Origin of the sequence: Enterobacter sp. T1-1, assembly GCF_000710795.1 — a bacterium.
Classification (GTDB): Bacteria; Pseudomonadota; Gammaproteobacteria; order Enterobacterales; family Enterobacteriaceae; genus Enterobacter; species Enterobacter cloacae.
The window spans coordinates 1-14,799 of the sequence record NZ_JALW01000064.1; the positions used below are offsets into that span (position 1 = coordinate 1).

General features: G+C 53.6%; 16 protein-coding genes and 1 other annotated feature. Of the genes, 5 read left to right on the forward strand and 11 right to left on the reverse strand.

Annotated elements, in window-relative coordinates; translation table 11 throughout:
- Nucleotides 1-489: 489 nt before the first annotated feature.
- From AK59_RS0119570 to AK59_RS0119585, 4 genes are all read left to right on the forward strand, one after another.
- Nucleotides 490-1,230, forward strand: coding sequence for a DUF4145 domain-containing protein (locus AK59_RS0119570; protein ID WP_029883584.1), 741 nt, complete (start codon nucleotides 490-492; stop codon nucleotides 1,228-1,230).
- A gap of 1,105 nt (nucleotides 1,231-2,335) precedes the next feature.
- Nucleotides 2,336-2,692: a hypothetical protein gene (locus tag AK59_RS0119575; protein ID WP_029883585.1), complete on the forward strand. Its 357-nt coding sequence runs from the start codon at nucleotides 2,336-2,338 to the stop codon at nucleotides 2,690-2,692.
- Nucleotides 2,693-3,221: 529 nt separating this feature from the next.
- Nucleotides 3,222-3,656 (forward strand): TraX family protein, encoded by a 435-nt coding sequence (locus AK59_RS01000000123885; protein WP_257286778.1) that lies wholly within the window; start codon nucleotides 3,222-3,224, stop codon nucleotides 3,654-3,656.
- Nucleotides 3,657-3,670: 14 nt separating this feature from the next.
- Complete coding sequence (locus AK59_RS0119585) at nucleotides 3,671-3,994, forward strand: hypothetical protein (protein WP_029883586.1); 324 nt, start codon at nucleotides 3,671-3,673, stop codon at nucleotides 3,992-3,994.
- Here the strand turns inward: AK59_RS0119585 and AK59_RS0119590 are convergent.
- From AK59_RS0119590 to ibpA, 3 genes are all read right to left on the reverse strand, one after another.
- The gene (locus tag AK59_RS0119590) at nucleotides 3,972-4,775 is read right to left on the reverse strand and encodes a DUF4225 domain-containing protein (RefSeq protein WP_029883587.1); all 804 of its coding nucleotides are present in this window, start codon (nucleotides 4,773-4,775) and stop codon (nucleotides 3,972-3,974) included. The two genes, AK59_RS0119585 and AK59_RS0119590, sit on opposite strands and share 23 nt — an antisense overlap.
- Nucleotides 4,776-4,918: 143 nt before the next feature.
- A complete protein-coding gene (gene ibpB, locus AK59_RS0119595) occupies nucleotides 4,919-5,347 on the reverse strand; it encodes a small heat shock chaperone IbpB (protein ID WP_013094790.1) in 429 nt (142 codons plus the stop codon).
- Between the two features lie 136 nt (nucleotides 5,348-5,483).
- Complete coding sequence (ibpA, locus tag AK59_RS0119600; protein WP_006177605.1) at nucleotides 5,484-5,894, reverse strand: small heat shock chaperone IbpA; 411 nt, start codon at nucleotides 5,892-5,894, stop codon at nucleotides 5,484-5,486.
- Nucleotides 5,888-5,960: a sequence feature (ROSE (Repression Of Heat Shock gene Expression) occurs in the 5'-region of heat shock genes and acts as an RNA thermometer to modulate expression.), on the reverse strand. (Overlaps the previous gene by 7 nt.)
- Before the next feature lie 250 nt (nucleotides 5,961-6,210).
- On the opposite strand from ibpA, the gene AK59_RS0119605 reads away from it, so the two are divergent.
- Nucleotides 6,211-6,543, forward strand: coding sequence for a YceK/YidQ family lipoprotein (locus AK59_RS0119605; protein ID WP_029883588.1), 333 nt, complete (start codon nucleotides 6,211-6,213; stop codon nucleotides 6,541-6,543).
- On the opposite strand, the gene AK59_RS0119610 is transcribed toward AK59_RS0119605, so the two are convergent.
- The 8 genes from AK59_RS0119610 to AK59_RS0119645 form a co-directional block, all read right to left on the reverse strand.
- Nucleotides 6,540-7,769: a DUF3748 domain-containing protein gene (locus AK59_RS0119610; protein ID WP_029883589.1), complete on the reverse strand. Its 1,230-nt coding sequence runs from the start codon at nucleotides 7,767-7,769 to the stop codon at nucleotides 6,540-6,542. The two genes, AK59_RS0119605 and AK59_RS0119610, sit on opposite strands and share 4 nt — an antisense overlap.
- A 50-nt stretch (nucleotides 7,770-7,819) precedes the next feature.
- Nucleotides 7,820-9,157 (reverse strand): MFS transporter, encoded by a 1,338-nt coding sequence (locus AK59_RS0119615; protein ID WP_170942763.1) that lies wholly within the window; start codon nucleotides 9,155-9,157, stop codon nucleotides 7,820-7,822.
- A 104-nt stretch (nucleotides 9,158-9,261) separates the two neighbouring features.
- Nucleotides 9,262-10,410: a galactonate dehydratase gene (gene dgoD, locus AK59_RS0119620; RefSeq protein WP_029883591.1), complete on the reverse strand. Its 1,149-nt coding sequence runs from the start codon at nucleotides 10,408-10,410 to the stop codon at nucleotides 9,262-9,264.
- Nucleotides 10,407-11,024 carry a 2-dehydro-3-deoxy-6-phosphogalactonate aldolase gene (locus tag AK59_RS0119625; protein ID WP_029883592.1) on the reverse strand — a complete coding sequence of 206 codons (618 nt, stop codon included), beginning with the start codon at nucleotides 11,022-11,024 and terminating at the stop codon, nucleotides 10,407-10,409. Before AK59_RS0119625 ends, dgoD begins: the two co-directional genes overlap by 4 nt.
- Entirely contained in the window at nucleotides 11,008-11,886 is an 879-nt protein-coding gene (locus AK59_RS0119630) for a 2-dehydro-3-deoxygalactonokinase (protein ID WP_029883593.1), read from the reverse strand. The genes AK59_RS0119625 and AK59_RS0119630 overlap by 17 nt, the downstream gene beginning before the upstream one ends.
- Nucleotides 11,883-12,572: a D-galactonate utilization transcriptional regulator DgoR gene (gene dgoR, locus AK59_RS0119635; RefSeq protein WP_003861109.1), complete on the reverse strand. Its 690-nt coding sequence runs from the start codon at nucleotides 12,570-12,572 to the stop codon at nucleotides 11,883-11,885. Before dgoR ends, AK59_RS0119630 begins: the two co-directional genes overlap by 4 nt.
- Before the next feature lie 226 nt (nucleotides 12,573-12,798).
- The gene (gene yidA, locus AK59_RS0119640; RefSeq protein ID WP_020685441.1) at nucleotides 12,799-13,611 is read right to left on the reverse strand and encodes a sugar-phosphatase; all 813 of its coding nucleotides are present in this window, start codon (nucleotides 13,609-13,611) and stop codon (nucleotides 12,799-12,801) included.
- 114 nt (nucleotides 13,612-13,725) lie between these two features.
- Nucleotides 13,726-14,751, reverse strand: a complete 1,026-nt coding sequence (locus AK59_RS0119645) for a zinc-dependent alcohol dehydrogenase family protein (protein ID WP_029883594.1) — start codon at nucleotides 14,749-14,751, stop codon at nucleotides 13,726-13,728.
- Nucleotides 14,752-14,799 lie beyond the last annotated feature (48 nt).

The following is a 14,799-nucleotide window of genomic DNA, read 5'->3' on the forward strand; positions in this document are numbered from 1 at the left end:
GGGCATCAGCCCGCACAGATTTTTAAGCAGGGTAGGCATAGCCGCCACTCGGTTCGCGCTTTTCCCTTATGCAGGCAACCACCGCCGATTACCACGGAAAAAACCCGCAGAGCGGTGCGCGCTGAATTTCCGGTTTCTGGAAATATGCCATAAAAAGGAAATAATTAATCGGAGGTGGTTGGCAGAAAGGGATCGGGAAAGAATCGAAAAAGGATCGTTTTTGCCTGGATGATGGGGTCAGCAGGGGAGGGCTGTATGTTGTGTTCTGTGACAAACTGCCCTCAGCCTGTCTCAGGATTCCTGAAATAGCGGAAAACGGAAAGGGCAGGAAATGGAGAACAGTCGAAAACCCGTTTATCCGACATGTCGATAATCGAGGGGCGTGACTCTTTTTCAAAAACGGCTAATGGCTTATCTTGAAACCCTGCTTTTTATAAGTTGAAGATGCTGATTCAGATCCCACCACCATTACACACGGAGTCCAGATAAATGCCTGTTCATAAAATTTCGGCTGCTTTTGGTCAGGATTTGGAAGTTGAGTGGCCATGCCCGGCATGTGGTCAGAAAACTCTGCAGATTGATCAAGAAAGTTTCAAAAAAAATGATTCGCTTGAGAGCCGAAGACTGGAAGAGGAAGAATGGTTTGAACCTGAGCTAGTATCAAGGGTTTTCAGTTGTATGGCGCGGTGTACTCGGGTGAGCTGTGGTGAAGTTGTCGCATGTGTAGGAAAGGGAGGTTTGGATCAGGACTGGAATGACAGGACTCATCAACTCGAGTGTTATCCCTGGTATAAACCTCGGAGCTTTATACCCTCACTACACCCTTTTATTATTCCTGAAAAATGTCCAGGTGTGATTACGGACCCTCTTATGGCCTCATTTTCTGTCTATCTCAGTCAGCCTGGTTCTGCGGCCAACTTAATCAGGATCTCGGTTGAGAGAATGCTGACGGCAATTGATATTCCAGAACATAATAATAAACAAAAACGGATTAATCTTCATCAACGCATTGAGCTTCTCGACGGGCAATATGCCCCTTATATGGACACGCTGATGGCCATTAAATTCCTGGGCAATGCCGGCAGCCATACCTATGATGAAGTGACCACAGACGATATCGAAGCGGCCTTTGAGATCATGGAGTATGTCGTGAATGACCTCTTTTCCGGTCGTAAGGAGTCAATAGACGTCCTCACCAGACGTTTGCACCGCAAGTTTGGAAATCAGTGAAGTACCCGGCCGTATATGCTTCACGGCTGCAGTAGTCGTAGATCATAAAGAGGGATAGTTCAGAGGTTGAAGAACTATCCCGACTAAAGGAATCTGAAGGAATGTTGTTCAAATGGACAACGTACTTACCCGCAAGATAGTCCTAAGGACGATATTAGTTCGACGTATTTATGCACATGTATGTTATGCACTGAGTACAACAAATAAACTAAACGTAACGAATGACTAAGTACCAGGTATAACTTAAATAAGAGATACTTTTTTAGATACTATTTTAATACACACGTCAACTCTGCAATGAAATATATTTTGACTTTCATCAGGCACTCTGGCATTATAATCAAAAAAGATGACCACCCAACTCGACGCTGATTTTGTTGCAGTCTTATTTCGCCAGACGGTGAATGTCAGACCGCAGCTGGCTTCATTACGTGCTGGTTCCGGCATATTGCGATATCTGCACTTAAGTTAAATATTATCTGCACCGCTGACTGGCTTACTTCATTATTCCGGTTTTCGCAGGAAATGGTAACAGAAGCACAGACCTGACCCATTGTGCCAGGCAACGCAGCTGCGAGGGGGGATTCTCTTCGTGAGGGGTTAGCGGAAAGTTGTGCTTAGCACGTGGTAATCGTTGACGCAATAGCGAAATCGGCGAAATAGAAAGAAAATAACTAAAAATACATGTTGACTATTGACAAACATGCTTATTTCAGGGTAAGATGACCTTATTCTGAACATGACAGAGAATACTGTCATGTGGCCGACAGAGGCCAGGGCAACCCAGATTCGAATAATACTATCCGGTTCCCTGTTCTGTTGGCTCAGCCAAGACAGCAGGCACCGGTGCGCCCGGGCCTGCTTTTTTTGTGCCCGAAGAAAGAGCCACGAATCTTTCCCCTCGTTATCTGAGGCCGGATTAGTTCACCCTGAAAACAACTTTCGCGCTTCGCGAATAAGGAAATGAAATGAGCTGACAACTATTGAAGAAGTATCACGTGGCTATTATTGCCAACCACTTTTAAACAATCTGAAGGTTTCTAAATGAAAACTTTAAATGCTGTAAATCGGAGTAGTAAATCAATCACTAATAAAGGAGACTATTATGTCTACAAACAACTTGAAAGAAGCAGTAAATCACAATACCTACAACGCGCCAGTCACCATCAACAACTACTACGGCTGTCCCGTCCCCCCCCCTGAAGAACCACCGGTTGTTCCTGCGAAAAAGAAACGCGGCTGGGTTTTTGAAACCACCAGTATTTTACTTGGAACAGGTATTACCTTATGGCAGTCAATGTACAACGGGGTAATGATGTCAGGCTTGACGGCTATCCTAATCTGGTTGGGGGTGTCTTCAGGGGTAGCGCCAGTATTGGCTACTGGTATCATTGCTTTTGGCGTCTGCGCCGCCCCTACATTGTTGTTAGGTTTGGTTCGTTGGGTCGTAAACCAGAAGTAGTCGGTAGCAAGTTGTATGAGCTAAGGGTAGTAGGGCTACCCTTAGCTCAATATTAATGGTTGTCAGTGCAAAGATCAACCATTGTGATTACATTTCGAATACTGGTGTATTTCTTTTGTAATACATATGGTGATATTTTTTTCTGGCGTTATTTTCAGGGCTGGCTGTTAACCGCGTGTCGCCAGGGGAATATACAGCATAAATCATTCAGTACCCGATATTCTTCACAACATCCGGAACGCCAGCCAGCTCAGTCCGGCTGCTCTTGATATGGTCAAGCTTCTCACACTTCTGGCCATGATTATAGACCACACCAATGCGGTGTCTCTGTCGCCAGCCTGGCTGGCGATGTATGCAATTGGCCGGATGGCCTTCCCCCTGTTCACGCTTAATATGGGCGATGAACGTACAGCTCACCCCGGAACGACTGCAGAAAAGAGCCAATCGGTTGTGGATCTGGGCACTCAACACGCAGCAGGTGTTCAGCCAAGCCTACTGGCATCACCAGCCTTAGTGGAACATTCTTTTCGTGTTCGCAGGCGTCACACAGCTTATTGCCCTGCAATACCGGTACGGCCGGAAAAGAATGCTTACCGGAGATCTGCTCTTGGCCCTCATGATTTGGCCACTGCAGCCGGCAAGCTACGGGCTGGCAGGAATTACGCTGGCCATCAGTATGATAACCTTATCAGACAGCGGTATAACCGAAGTGAAGCGACTGGCAGTCGCTAGCGTCGTGTTATCACTGATTTGTTTAAACGGGTTATCGCATCTCCTGGATCTGCCCGCAGAAACATTATTACTGGCCACGCTGCCTACTCTGGCATTCCCCCTGGCAGTGGTTCCCTTCTGCAGGAAAATCTGTCCTGAGGGCCGCAAGCGTTTCATGCCGCGTAATTTCTTTTATTATGCTTCCGCCGGTCACCTGGGGATAATTGGTCTGATACAGTATACTTTCGCCTAATTAGGGAGGGCGTGATGGCTATCAGTGAGAAAGAGTTGCTTGAGGCAGGTTTCAGTAAGAGCGAAGTGGAGAATTTACAGGGCCGGCTTGCAGCAGGCGGAGGCACCATGCCGCATCTCATCGATGCGCTCTCACGGCGCTTCCGGGTGTCGGTATGGATCACTGTCGCGCTGGTTCTGGTTATGCTGGTCACCCTCATTGCCGGCAGCCGGACACACATTCTTTCCGGGGGCATGAGTTCCCTTGTAGTCCTGATCATTGCCTGGGTGACCTTTCCACCTGCGCTTGGCTGGAAAGCATCCCGCCTGCAGAAGACTATTTCCCGGAAGGCTCGATAGTCAGTAAATCAAGCGCCACCTTGGCTTTAACACCCCATCCCGCTATTTTAAGCGCCATCGCGGGACGTGGTGTGCCGGATACTTTCCTGAAGAAATCAGGCCTGGTCCAGTACCACAGCCGTTGTGCTTCTGGTTTCAGCCTCAGACCATACGCGCCGTAGACTTCACTGAAGAGTGTGATCGCCTTATAGGTCCCCAGACCCTGCTGCCGACTGAAGCCCAGAAATTCAGCGATCTCCATCGAGCCGTCAGCGAAAACTCCCTCCGTCTGCTTATCACCGAGGAGGTTGTGCGCGGCTTCCCGTGAAATCGTGTTGAATCCATTTACGACAATCACCGCGCCGGCCACCACGCCCACCGGCGTCATCGAAGACATCATGACGATCCCACCAAAAATGGCCGCACCGGCCACCACGACGTCGACCGCTGAAATGATGTAGCCCACAATTTTGTTCTCGTCCCGGACAACCTTCACCTCGGCATAGAGTTTTGCATAACCGGTTTTGAGCGAACGGGACTGTTCAAGCAGACTGGTGTTCTCTGCGCGCAATGCCTGCAGGCAGGCCATACAGTCATCATCAGTTTTTGCCCGGCGTGCGGCCTCAAACTGGGCCATGATAAATGCCCTGATCTCATCCACAAACTGAATCCGGATAAAACCATCCTGGAGATGCATAGCCGCCACCGAGTTGGCCGTGTTAACCAGTTTCCTGGCCTCCAGGTTAATCATGGTTTCCGCCCAGGCACGGGAGTTCTGGCCGGGTAAAAGCAACGTGTCCATTTTATCGCCTCGCTGATCAGTTTCAGAAAGCATATTCCCGAAACGATTTTTGACAACAAAAAATGGATATTACCTCGGCAATATTGCAGAACTAACCGATGCCGCATCGCGGCATAGAGTCGCCACCAGGCCAAAAAAATGTATTAGCTATTCAACGCAGGACGCTCGCTAATGGCGATACGCTGTGGCGCGATGGCTTCCGGCACGTTACGGACCAGGTCAATATGCAGCAACCCGTTGGTAAAGGTCGCGCCGGAGACTTCCATATGATCTGCCAGGGTAAAGCTCAGGCTAAACGGCTGAGTCACCAGCCCCTGATGCAGCCATTTGGTCTCGGTTTCTTGTTTTTCCGGCGACCCTTTCACGGTCAGACGCGTGCCTTCGAGCTGGATATCCAGATCGTCCTGGCGGAACCCGGCCAGCGCCAGCGTGATGCGATAGTGGTTATCGTCGCTTTTTTCGATGTTGTACGGCGGAAACGTCTGGTGCTCAGTGGTGCTTTGCAGGGCGTTAGCCAGTTTGTCAAAACCAATCCACTGACGCAGCAGGGGGGATAAATCGTAGTTACGCATACTAAATCTCCTTCTGAGAAGCGAGTTCGGCACAGTTTATTTTTGTGCACAGTTGTTCCTGCAAATCCTTGTGGATTCGCATATGCTCCCGGTTCGGCAAGCAATTCTGAGTGGGCCGCTGACGCGACCCGCGGCATTAATTAATTTCGATACGGCGCGGTTTTTTCTCTTCCGGAATCACACGTTCCAGCTCGATAAACAGCAGACCGTTGACCAGGTTCGCGCCTTTAACATGAATGTTCTCCGCTAACTGGAACTTGCGTTCAAAGTTGCGCTCGGCGATGCCCTGGTAAAGGTAGGTACGTTCTTTCTGCTCGGCCGTATGTGAACCTTTCACCACCAGCAGGTTGTCCTGCGCGGTGATCTCCAGTTCGCTCTCTGCAAAACCGGCGACAGCAATCGCAATGCGGTAGTGGTTTTCATCAACCAGCTCAACATTGTATGGAGGGTAGCCGTTGCTCTGGCTTTGGTTATTTTCTAAATGATTAAACAGGCGGTCAAAACCAATTGCAGAACGGTATAGCGGGGAAAGATCGAAGTTACGCATAAATAAAAGCTCCTGAAATCAGCGAGAAATTTTAGCCTTCCACCATGGACAGGCCATTGCGCCCCCCCGAACACCCATCAGGCGTGTTCGTTATCGGGTTACATTCTTAAAATGGGTCTGGAACCGGTGTTTTCAACCGCGACGTTCGCACTTTTTTTTGCACTTTTGTGCTTCTCGCTTAGACTGGGACAACAGCACAAAGGGTTAAATTGCGATGGCTGCCACAGTGCGGGGTTATTGGGCTATTCATTTTCAACAAGGCTCGCTATAACCCAGAGTTGCAGGTCTATGCAGTGCCATTAACGATGACTGAGTGATGATGAAAAATGTTCTGATTAAGCTGACGACGTTCAGCGGGGTGGTTTTACTTTGCGGGTGTTCGAGCGTGATGTCTCACACCGGCGGTAAAGAAGGAACATATCCGGGGACGCGCGCCAGCGCGGCGATGATCTCCGATGATGACACGAACTGGGGCACCAAATCCCTGGTGATCCTCGATATGCCGTTCACGGCAGTGGCCGATACGCTTTTGCTGCCCTGGGATATGTTCCGCACGGACAGCTCCGTACGCTCGCGCGTTGAGAAAAGCGAGCAGCAAAATCTGGCAACCAACGCCGTTATCCCGCCCGCCGAGATGCCGCGACGCTAATCCTGTACGGTTTCCGTTAGCCACAGCTGGCGGAAACCCTCTTTCTCCTCCATCCATGCAATAGCGCGCCCGTCCGGGGAAAAGACGACCGCATCGGCAGACGGCGGATTGCCGTGATCGGACGTCAAAAACGTGACCTCTCCGGTCTGCGCATCGCAGCAGGCGATACGATTTTCCAGCACAAATCCCAGACTGTCGCCCGAAGGATGCCAGTTGAATGCCGACTGGATACCGCTTTCGGTATGCGTTAACTGACGCGGCTCGCCCCCCTCCGGTGAGACCAGCCACAGCTGGACAATGCCGTTATCATCACGCATCAGAAAAGCAATCTGCGTACCCTGCGGGTTGCTGCGCACCCAGTGGCGCGGCACGTTCACCAGCCCCGGATACACCTTTTGATGGGTAAAGGTCAGACGGCGCTGCAGCACGCCAGCAGGCGGCGCTGGCATCGTCTCTGGCGTGCCCTGCAATGGCGCATCGCCTGTCTGTTTCCAGCCCTGCTCGTCTTTTGGCAGATCGACAATAAACAGTTCAGGCACTTTTTCGCCTTTCACAGACAGGGTATCGCCAATAAACGCCAGCCTGCCGTTGCCCACCCAGCCCTCTTCATAGGCGCGGTTGATCTCATCACTGCCCGGCTGTGGGTTTGGCGTCGTGCGGCTTACCAGCACGCTCCAGAAGGTGCCCGGATATTCATGAGGATGGTTGCCCTGCGGGGTGACCGGGCCAAAGGGTGCGGCGACGCCAACGTTACGTAAATCGAGCTTTGGATCGCGCTCATGCAACACATGGTCGTTATAGGTGAAGCTGACGAACTGCCCGTTTGGGCTAAAGACGTGTACATGGCTACCGCCACGGAGTGCGCCTGCGGTATAGGGCGCGGTGATATCCATGGCATCGAGGTTGCTCGCCTGGCCGTTATGGACAATCACGCCCTGGCGATGGTGAAAATCGTATTGCCAGTCTGCATCCGGGTTTTTCGGGCCGTGGATAAAGACGTATTTGTCTTGTGCAGGATGAACGGTCACCACCCCGACATGCGCGCCGTGCGTGGCACGATAAATCACCTCAACCTCGCCCGTACCGACGTTTACCCGCTCTATGGTTTCGCCGGTGAACGATGCCCCGGACGGGCGCACATCGTAGACCAGCCACTGGCTGTCCGGTGTCCAGGTATTGATATTGGTGAGCTGGTGGTTGCGGGAAGCAAAGGTGATTTGTTTCATGGGATACCCTGATGCGCAGTTATCACATCAGGGTAAAACATCCGAAGGGATTAGCCTACTCGTTTCACGTCGCCGACCAGCAGGATGTAGGAGAGCGCGCCAATCAACGCCACGGCAGAGATGTAGACCAGGGCCGGGCCAAAGCCGTAGTCCTGCGCCAGGTAGCCGATGACCAGCGGCACAGTGATCCCGCCGAGTCCACCGACGAAGTTGAACACACCACCGGTCAGGCCAATCAGACGCATCGGCGCCAGAGACGACACCAGCGACCAGGTGATAGAGGCAAAACCGTTGCCGAAGAACGCGAGCGCCATCAGGGTCATAATCCACACCGGATCGTTGGTGTAGTTGGCGCCCATGATACAGGTTGAGATCAGCAGCCCGCAGATAATCGGCGTTTTACGCGCAACACCTAATGAGACGCCTTTTTTGACCAGCTTATCCGCCAGCCAGCCCGAGAGCAGCACGCCAAAGAATGCGGCAAGGAACGGCACGGTGGTCATAAAGCCCGCCTTCAGCGCGGTAATCCCCTTTTCCTGGGTGAGGTAATTCGGGAACCAGGTCAGGAAGAACCACAACGTCGACGTAACCGCAAACTGACCGAGATAAACCCCCACCAGCTTACGATGGAAGACCAGCTTCCAGTCCGCGCGAGTCAGCGGCTGACGCGCCTCCTTTTTCACTGGCGCATCGCCGTCTACCAGGCCGCCACCGTCGCGGATGTAGTCCAGCTCCGCTTTGCTGATATTTTTTGTCAGACGTGGCGGTTGATAGACCTTGAACCAGATCAGGGACCAGATAATGCCGATCCCACCAGTGACGATAAACACCCAGTGCCAGCTTAGCAACTCCTGGATCCAGATTAACAGCGGGGTCAGGAACGCCAGGCCGACAAACTGCCCGGAGGTGTAAAAGCCCACCGCAGAGGCACGTTCATGCTCCGGGAACCAGCTGGTGACCATACGGTTGTTGGTGGGGAACGCGGGTGCCTCGAAAACGCCGGTGATAGCACGCAGGCCAATCAGCGACATCAGCCCGGTCGCGAAGCCCTGGAACAGGGTCGCCACGGACCAGCCTAAAATGGCGATGAAGTAGGTCAGACGCGACCCCACTCGGTCGAGGAACCAGCCGCCCGGGATCTGGCAGAGCGTATAGAGCCAGGCAAACGCCGAGAAGACGTAGCCCATTTCCGCCTTGGTGATCCCAAACTCTTCCTGAATATGGGCCGAGGCCACGGCAAGGTTGGCGCGGTCAACATAGCAAATGACCACGGTAATAAAGATCATGATTAGCGTCAGGTAGCGGCGACGCCCGGTCTTTGTAGCAGTAACTGGAATATCCATCGCAATCTGTCTCCAGATTTTGGGCATAGCGAAGCCGCTCACCATGCCCTGTAATTTACAGAGGGTTATATTTTTGTATGTACGTTTTTATTGCCCGGTGGCGCTTCGCTTACCGTGCCTACGAGAGAGTAGGCCGGATATCCGGCGATTTACCACTCGGCTACGGAGCCATCTTCATGACGCCACAGCGGGTTACGCCAGTCCGGCGCATTTTTACTGAGCTCAATGACTTTGGCTTCGTCAATGTCTACGCCAAGGCCCGGCTTCATTAATGGTTTGAAGAAACCGCCTTCCATGCTGAAGTCTTCTTTGTTTTTCACAAAGTCGAGCAATTCCGCGCCCTTGTTATAGTGAATACCCATGCTCTGTTCCTGGAACACGGCATTGCGGGAGACAAAATCCACGTGCAGGCAGGCCGCCAGCGCAACGGGCCCCAGCGGACAGTGCGGTGCCAGCGCCACATCGTAGGCTTCTGCCATCCCGGCAATTTTGTAGCATTCGGTGATACCGCCCGCATGGGAGAGATCCGGTTGCAGGATGGCAATACCGCCTGCTTCCAGCACGCGTTTGAACTCGAAGCGCGAGAACATACGCTCACCTGCGGCGATAGGAATATGGGTCTGTTCAGCCAGTTTCGGATAGTACTCCGCCTGCTCGGCCAGGACGGGCTCTTCAATAAACAGCGGACGATAGGGCTCCAGCTCTTTAATCAGCACTTTGGCCATTGGCGCACTGACGCGTCCGTGGAAGTCCAGACCAAACTCAATCTCGTTACCGAAAGCTTCACGGATTTGCGCCACGGTATTCACCGCCCGGTCCACCGCGCGCGAGTTGTCAATCACGCCCATCTCTTCACAGCCGTTAAGCTTAAAAGTATCGAAGCCGATATTGCGCAGCTGCGTAATGCCGTCGATCACTTCCGCAGGGCGGTCGCCACCCACCCAGCTGTAGGCTTTGATTTTGTCGCGTACCAGGCCGCCCATCAGCTGCCAGACCGGGGTATTCAGCACTTTGCCTTTGATATCCCACAGCGCCTGGTCAATACCGGCGATGGCGCTCATCAGGATTGGGCCACCGCGATAAAAGCCCGCCCGGTACATCACCTGCCACAGGTCGTTAATGCGTGCCGGATCCTGTCCAATCAGGTATTCCCCCAGTTCATGCACCGCGGCCTCCACAGTGCGTGCGCGCCCTTCTATCACCGGTTCACCCCAGCCAACCACGCCTTCATCGGTTTCAATTTTCAGGAACATCCAGCGCGGGGGTAAACGGTACGTGGTGAGTTTGGTTATTTTCATTGCACTGCCTCTCGATACGCTTTCACAAATGCTGCCGCCTGCTGCGCGGTACGCTCAACGGACTGTCCGGCGCGATAGAGATCGCTGCCCAGCCCCGCGCCCACACAACCGGCGTTAATCCACTGCGCCAGGTTTTCTGGCGTCACGCCGCCCACGGCAAAGACCGGCACGCTGGCGGGCAAGACCGCTTTCAGTGCTTTGATATAGTCAGGACCAAAGGCTGAAGAGGGGAAAATTTTGAGCGACTGCGCACCCGCATCGAGGGCGGTAAAGGCTTCGGTTGCCGTCGCGCATCCTGGACACACGGTCATCCCATGGCTCACCGCGCGGCGGATCACCTCGGGGTTGATGTTGGGGGTGACGATGAGCTTGCAGCCCATTTTTGCCAGCCTCTCCACCTGCTCCGGCTGCAAGACGGTTCCAGCGCCAATCAGCGCTTTATCACCAAAGGCCTCCACCACTGTCGGAATACTTTTTTCCCATTCGGGGGAGTTGAGCGGGATTTCCACCGCGTCGAATCCAGCGTCGATCACGGCACCGACGTGCGCCAGCGCCTCGTCGGGGGTAATGCCGCGCAAGATTGCGATAAGGGGAAGACTAGTTTGCCACTGCATGAGCGATGCTCCTTATTCCTGCCTGAAATGCCGTGTCGCCGGATACCGTTGATACTTCACGGCCAATCGCGCGAAACGCCTGCTCGTAGCGCGACGTCAGCGCTGCACCAGCAACAATCGTGACAGCCTGCTCGCACCCGACGAACTCACGCATGCTGGCGACTTCTGCGCCAATCAGCAGGCCAGAAAGAAACTCGCTGACCTGCTCGCGCGGGAGATTTCCCAGCACGTGCGAGGCGCGAACCTCAAAAAGTTGCGGCAAAACATCAGGAGAAGCGATCCCACGAGCAAGGCCAGCAGCAAACGCCTCCGGCGACGGAACCTGCTCCGGTAAACCGGCCCCCAACAGCGAATGATTAAGCAGCAAATGGTGCAATTCGCCGGTCATTACGGTGCGAAAATCGTGGATATGCTCTGCATCTGCCTGGACCCACTTGCAGTGCGTGCCGGGCATGACGTAGACAGAAGAAGGAGAAAGCGTGCGCGCACCGAGCAGCTGTGTCTCTTCACCGCGCATCACGTTATGGTTATCGTCGCGCGAGACGCACAAACCGGGAACAATCCAGATATTGTCGCCAACGGACGTTAACTGCTTGCCAATGGCGGAGAAAGAGACAGGAACAGGCAGATAAGGCGCGATTTTCCAGCCCACGTTGCTGCCCACCATCCCCGCCATCACCACGGGCGTGGCGCTGTCGCGCCAGTTTTGTGTCACCTCTGCTAACACCGCCTCGGGGGATTTTCCGTTCAGACGCGTCACGCCTGCTTCTGATTGCCTTCTCTCCAGGCACTGCTCGCCCTGGTACAGCCAGGCGCGCAGATTGGTCGATCCCCAGTCAATTGCGATGTAGCGTGATGTCATGTGATTTCCTTCAGCCTTCGTGTTGAGCTGGCAATCATGGTGAGCGCCGCCTGCTCTGCCGCATCGCCGTCCTGATGCCGTATCGCATCGAACAGCGCTTTATGTTCCTGGAGCGTTTTTGGCATATTGGCCTCATCACCCATCCAGGTACGTTCAAATACTGCTCGCTGTAGCGAGCTGATCGCCACGCTAAGCTGCTGTAACACCGGGTTATGCACCGACTGCAGTACCGCCTCGTGGTAGCGAATATCCGCCTCGTTAAATGCCTCACGGTTCTGGTTATTGGCGATCATGTCGTTCAGCGCCGACTCAATCTGCGCCAGGTCACCTGAGGTGGCGCGCTCTGCCGCCCAGCGGGCGATAGCCGGTTCTACCAGGTTTCGTACCTCGCTCATGGCGCCAATCAGCCGCGGGTCGTAATCGTTTTCCAGTACCCACTGCAGAACATCGGTATCGAGGTAGTTCCACTGGTTACGCGGGGCAACAAACGCGCCGCGATAGCGTTTCATTTCAATCAGCCGCTTCGCCATCAGCGAGCGGAACACTTCCCGGATGATGTTGCGGGAGGTTTCAAACTCCTCACACAGTTCTGCCTCTGCCGGCAGCGGCGAGCCGGGAACATATTTGCCACCCACAATCTGTGTACCCAGCGTGATGACAATGCGATCGGTTTTATTGAGAGTCATGGAGAGTCCTTGTGCTCTGTAAGTCCATCACTACTTTACCGCGACCGCTGAATTTCGCCTCACTTTTGCAGTACAAACGTGAGGCCTTTCGCCTTTGCTGTGATGACAATGTAGTACAATCATTTAATGTTGTACTACAATCAAGATCACAAAAAGAACAATTCAATAAACTCAGGGCCAAAAAAAGCCCCGGTTGATAACCGAGGCTGATGATTAAGGGCGACTGCTAAGACAGGACAAATTTCTCAATCGCGTAAGCCACGCCGTCTTCCAGGTTAGATTTGGTGACGAAGTTCGCCACTTCTTTCACTGACGGGATGGCGTTTTCCATCGCCACGCCCATACCCGCGTATTCAATCATTGCGATGTCGTTTTCCTGATCGCCCAGGGCCATGATCTCCTCAGGCTTAATGCCCAGCGCGTCGGCAAGCGACTTCACGCCGGTGCCCTTATTGACGCGTTTATCGAGGATTTCGAGGAAGTACGGTGCGCTTTTCAGCACGGTGTATTTCTCTTTGACCTCCGCCGGGATGCGCGCAATGGCTTTATCGAGGATCTCTGGCTCATCGATCATCATCACTTTCAGGAACTGAGTGTTCGGATCCATTTTTTCTGCTTCACAGAACACCAGCGGAATGGTGGCGACATACGATTCGTGCACGGTGTAATAGCTGATGTCGCGGTTAGCGGTGTAGAGCGTTGTACGATCGAGCGCGTGGAAGTGAGACCCGACTTCACGGGACAGTTTTTCCAGGAACAGATAGTCATCATAATTCAGCGCGGTTTGCGCAACCGTGCTGCCGTCCGCCGCTTTCTGCACCAGCGCGCCGTTATAGGTGATGCAGTAATCACCCGGCTGATTCATGTGTAGCTCTTTGAGGTAGCTGTGCACGCCCGCATACGGACGCCCGGTGGTCAGTACCACATTCACGCCCTTTGCGCGCGCCGCGGCGATTGCGTTTTTAACGGCTGGAGAGATAGTGTGGTCTGGCAGCAGCAGCGTGCCGTCCATATCGATTGCAATGAGTTTGATAGCCATGAGGTCCCCGGGATAAATGAGTGCTACCTCATGCTAACGCGATTAAGCACACAAAAATAGAGCTACATTGCGCAACAGAAAACCCCTTTTTCCGCAATCCCGGGGAACGTTGACTCACTCGCGGGTGAGGACGATTTTACCAAACGCGCCGCGATCGAGGTGTTCCAGCGCCTGCTCCAGCTGGTCAAAACGGTAGCGCTGCTCAATGACCGGTTTCAGCCCTGTCACTTCCACGGCGCGGACAAACTCTTCCAGCGCACGGCGATGCCCGACACCAATCCCCTGAATAACCGGGGATTTCAGCAACAACTCACCCGCTGATAGCGTAATCTCGCTCCCGGCCAGCACGCCAATCACCGAGATGCGTCCATGAACGGCGACGGCACGCAGGGAGTGCTGCAGGTTTTCTCCCCCCACGGTTTCAATTATGTGGTCAATGCCGCGATCCTGAGTCAGCGTTAAAAGCGCTTCAGCCCAGTCGCCTTTCAGCCGGTTGATACCCCGATCGGCTCCCAGTTTTTTAGCCCGCGCCAGCTTTTCATCACTCCCCGAGGTCACGTAAACCTCTGCACCGAGTGCTTTTGCAATTTGCAGTGCGAAAATCGCCACGCCGCCGGTGCCTTGTACCAGCACCGATTGTCCGGCTCGCAAGTTCCCGCGCTCCACCAGCGCAAACCAGGCGGTTAGCCCTGCACAAGGTAATGTGCTGGCCTCAACGTCATCCAGGTTTTCCGGAGCGGCCACCAGCCCGTTTTCATTCACGATCGCGTACTCAGCCAGCATCCCCGGGAAGTACCCTCCGCTCGTTTTATAGGGCAAATGACGGGCATTCGCCTGCGGCCTGCCGTCGATCCACTCCGGGAAGAACGTCGAGATGACGCGAGCGCCGGGTTGAAAACGCGTCACGCCTTCACCAATGCTGTCCACCACGCCGGCCATGTCAGACGCCGGTGTGAACGGGAAGGAAAGCGGGATCGGCATCATGCCTTCAATCACCATTTTATCGCGATAGTTGAGCGCAACGGCATTCACCCGCACGCGCACTTCGCCTGGACCTGGCTTCGGAACAGGTTCCTGGGTGAGTTTAAGATTCTCCCGTCCGAGAGCGTTCATTGACCAGCGTTGCATTGTCTCTGCCATCGTTTTTCTCCTGCCGTTAAATAAGCTTCAGTATCGACAGTCTACCGT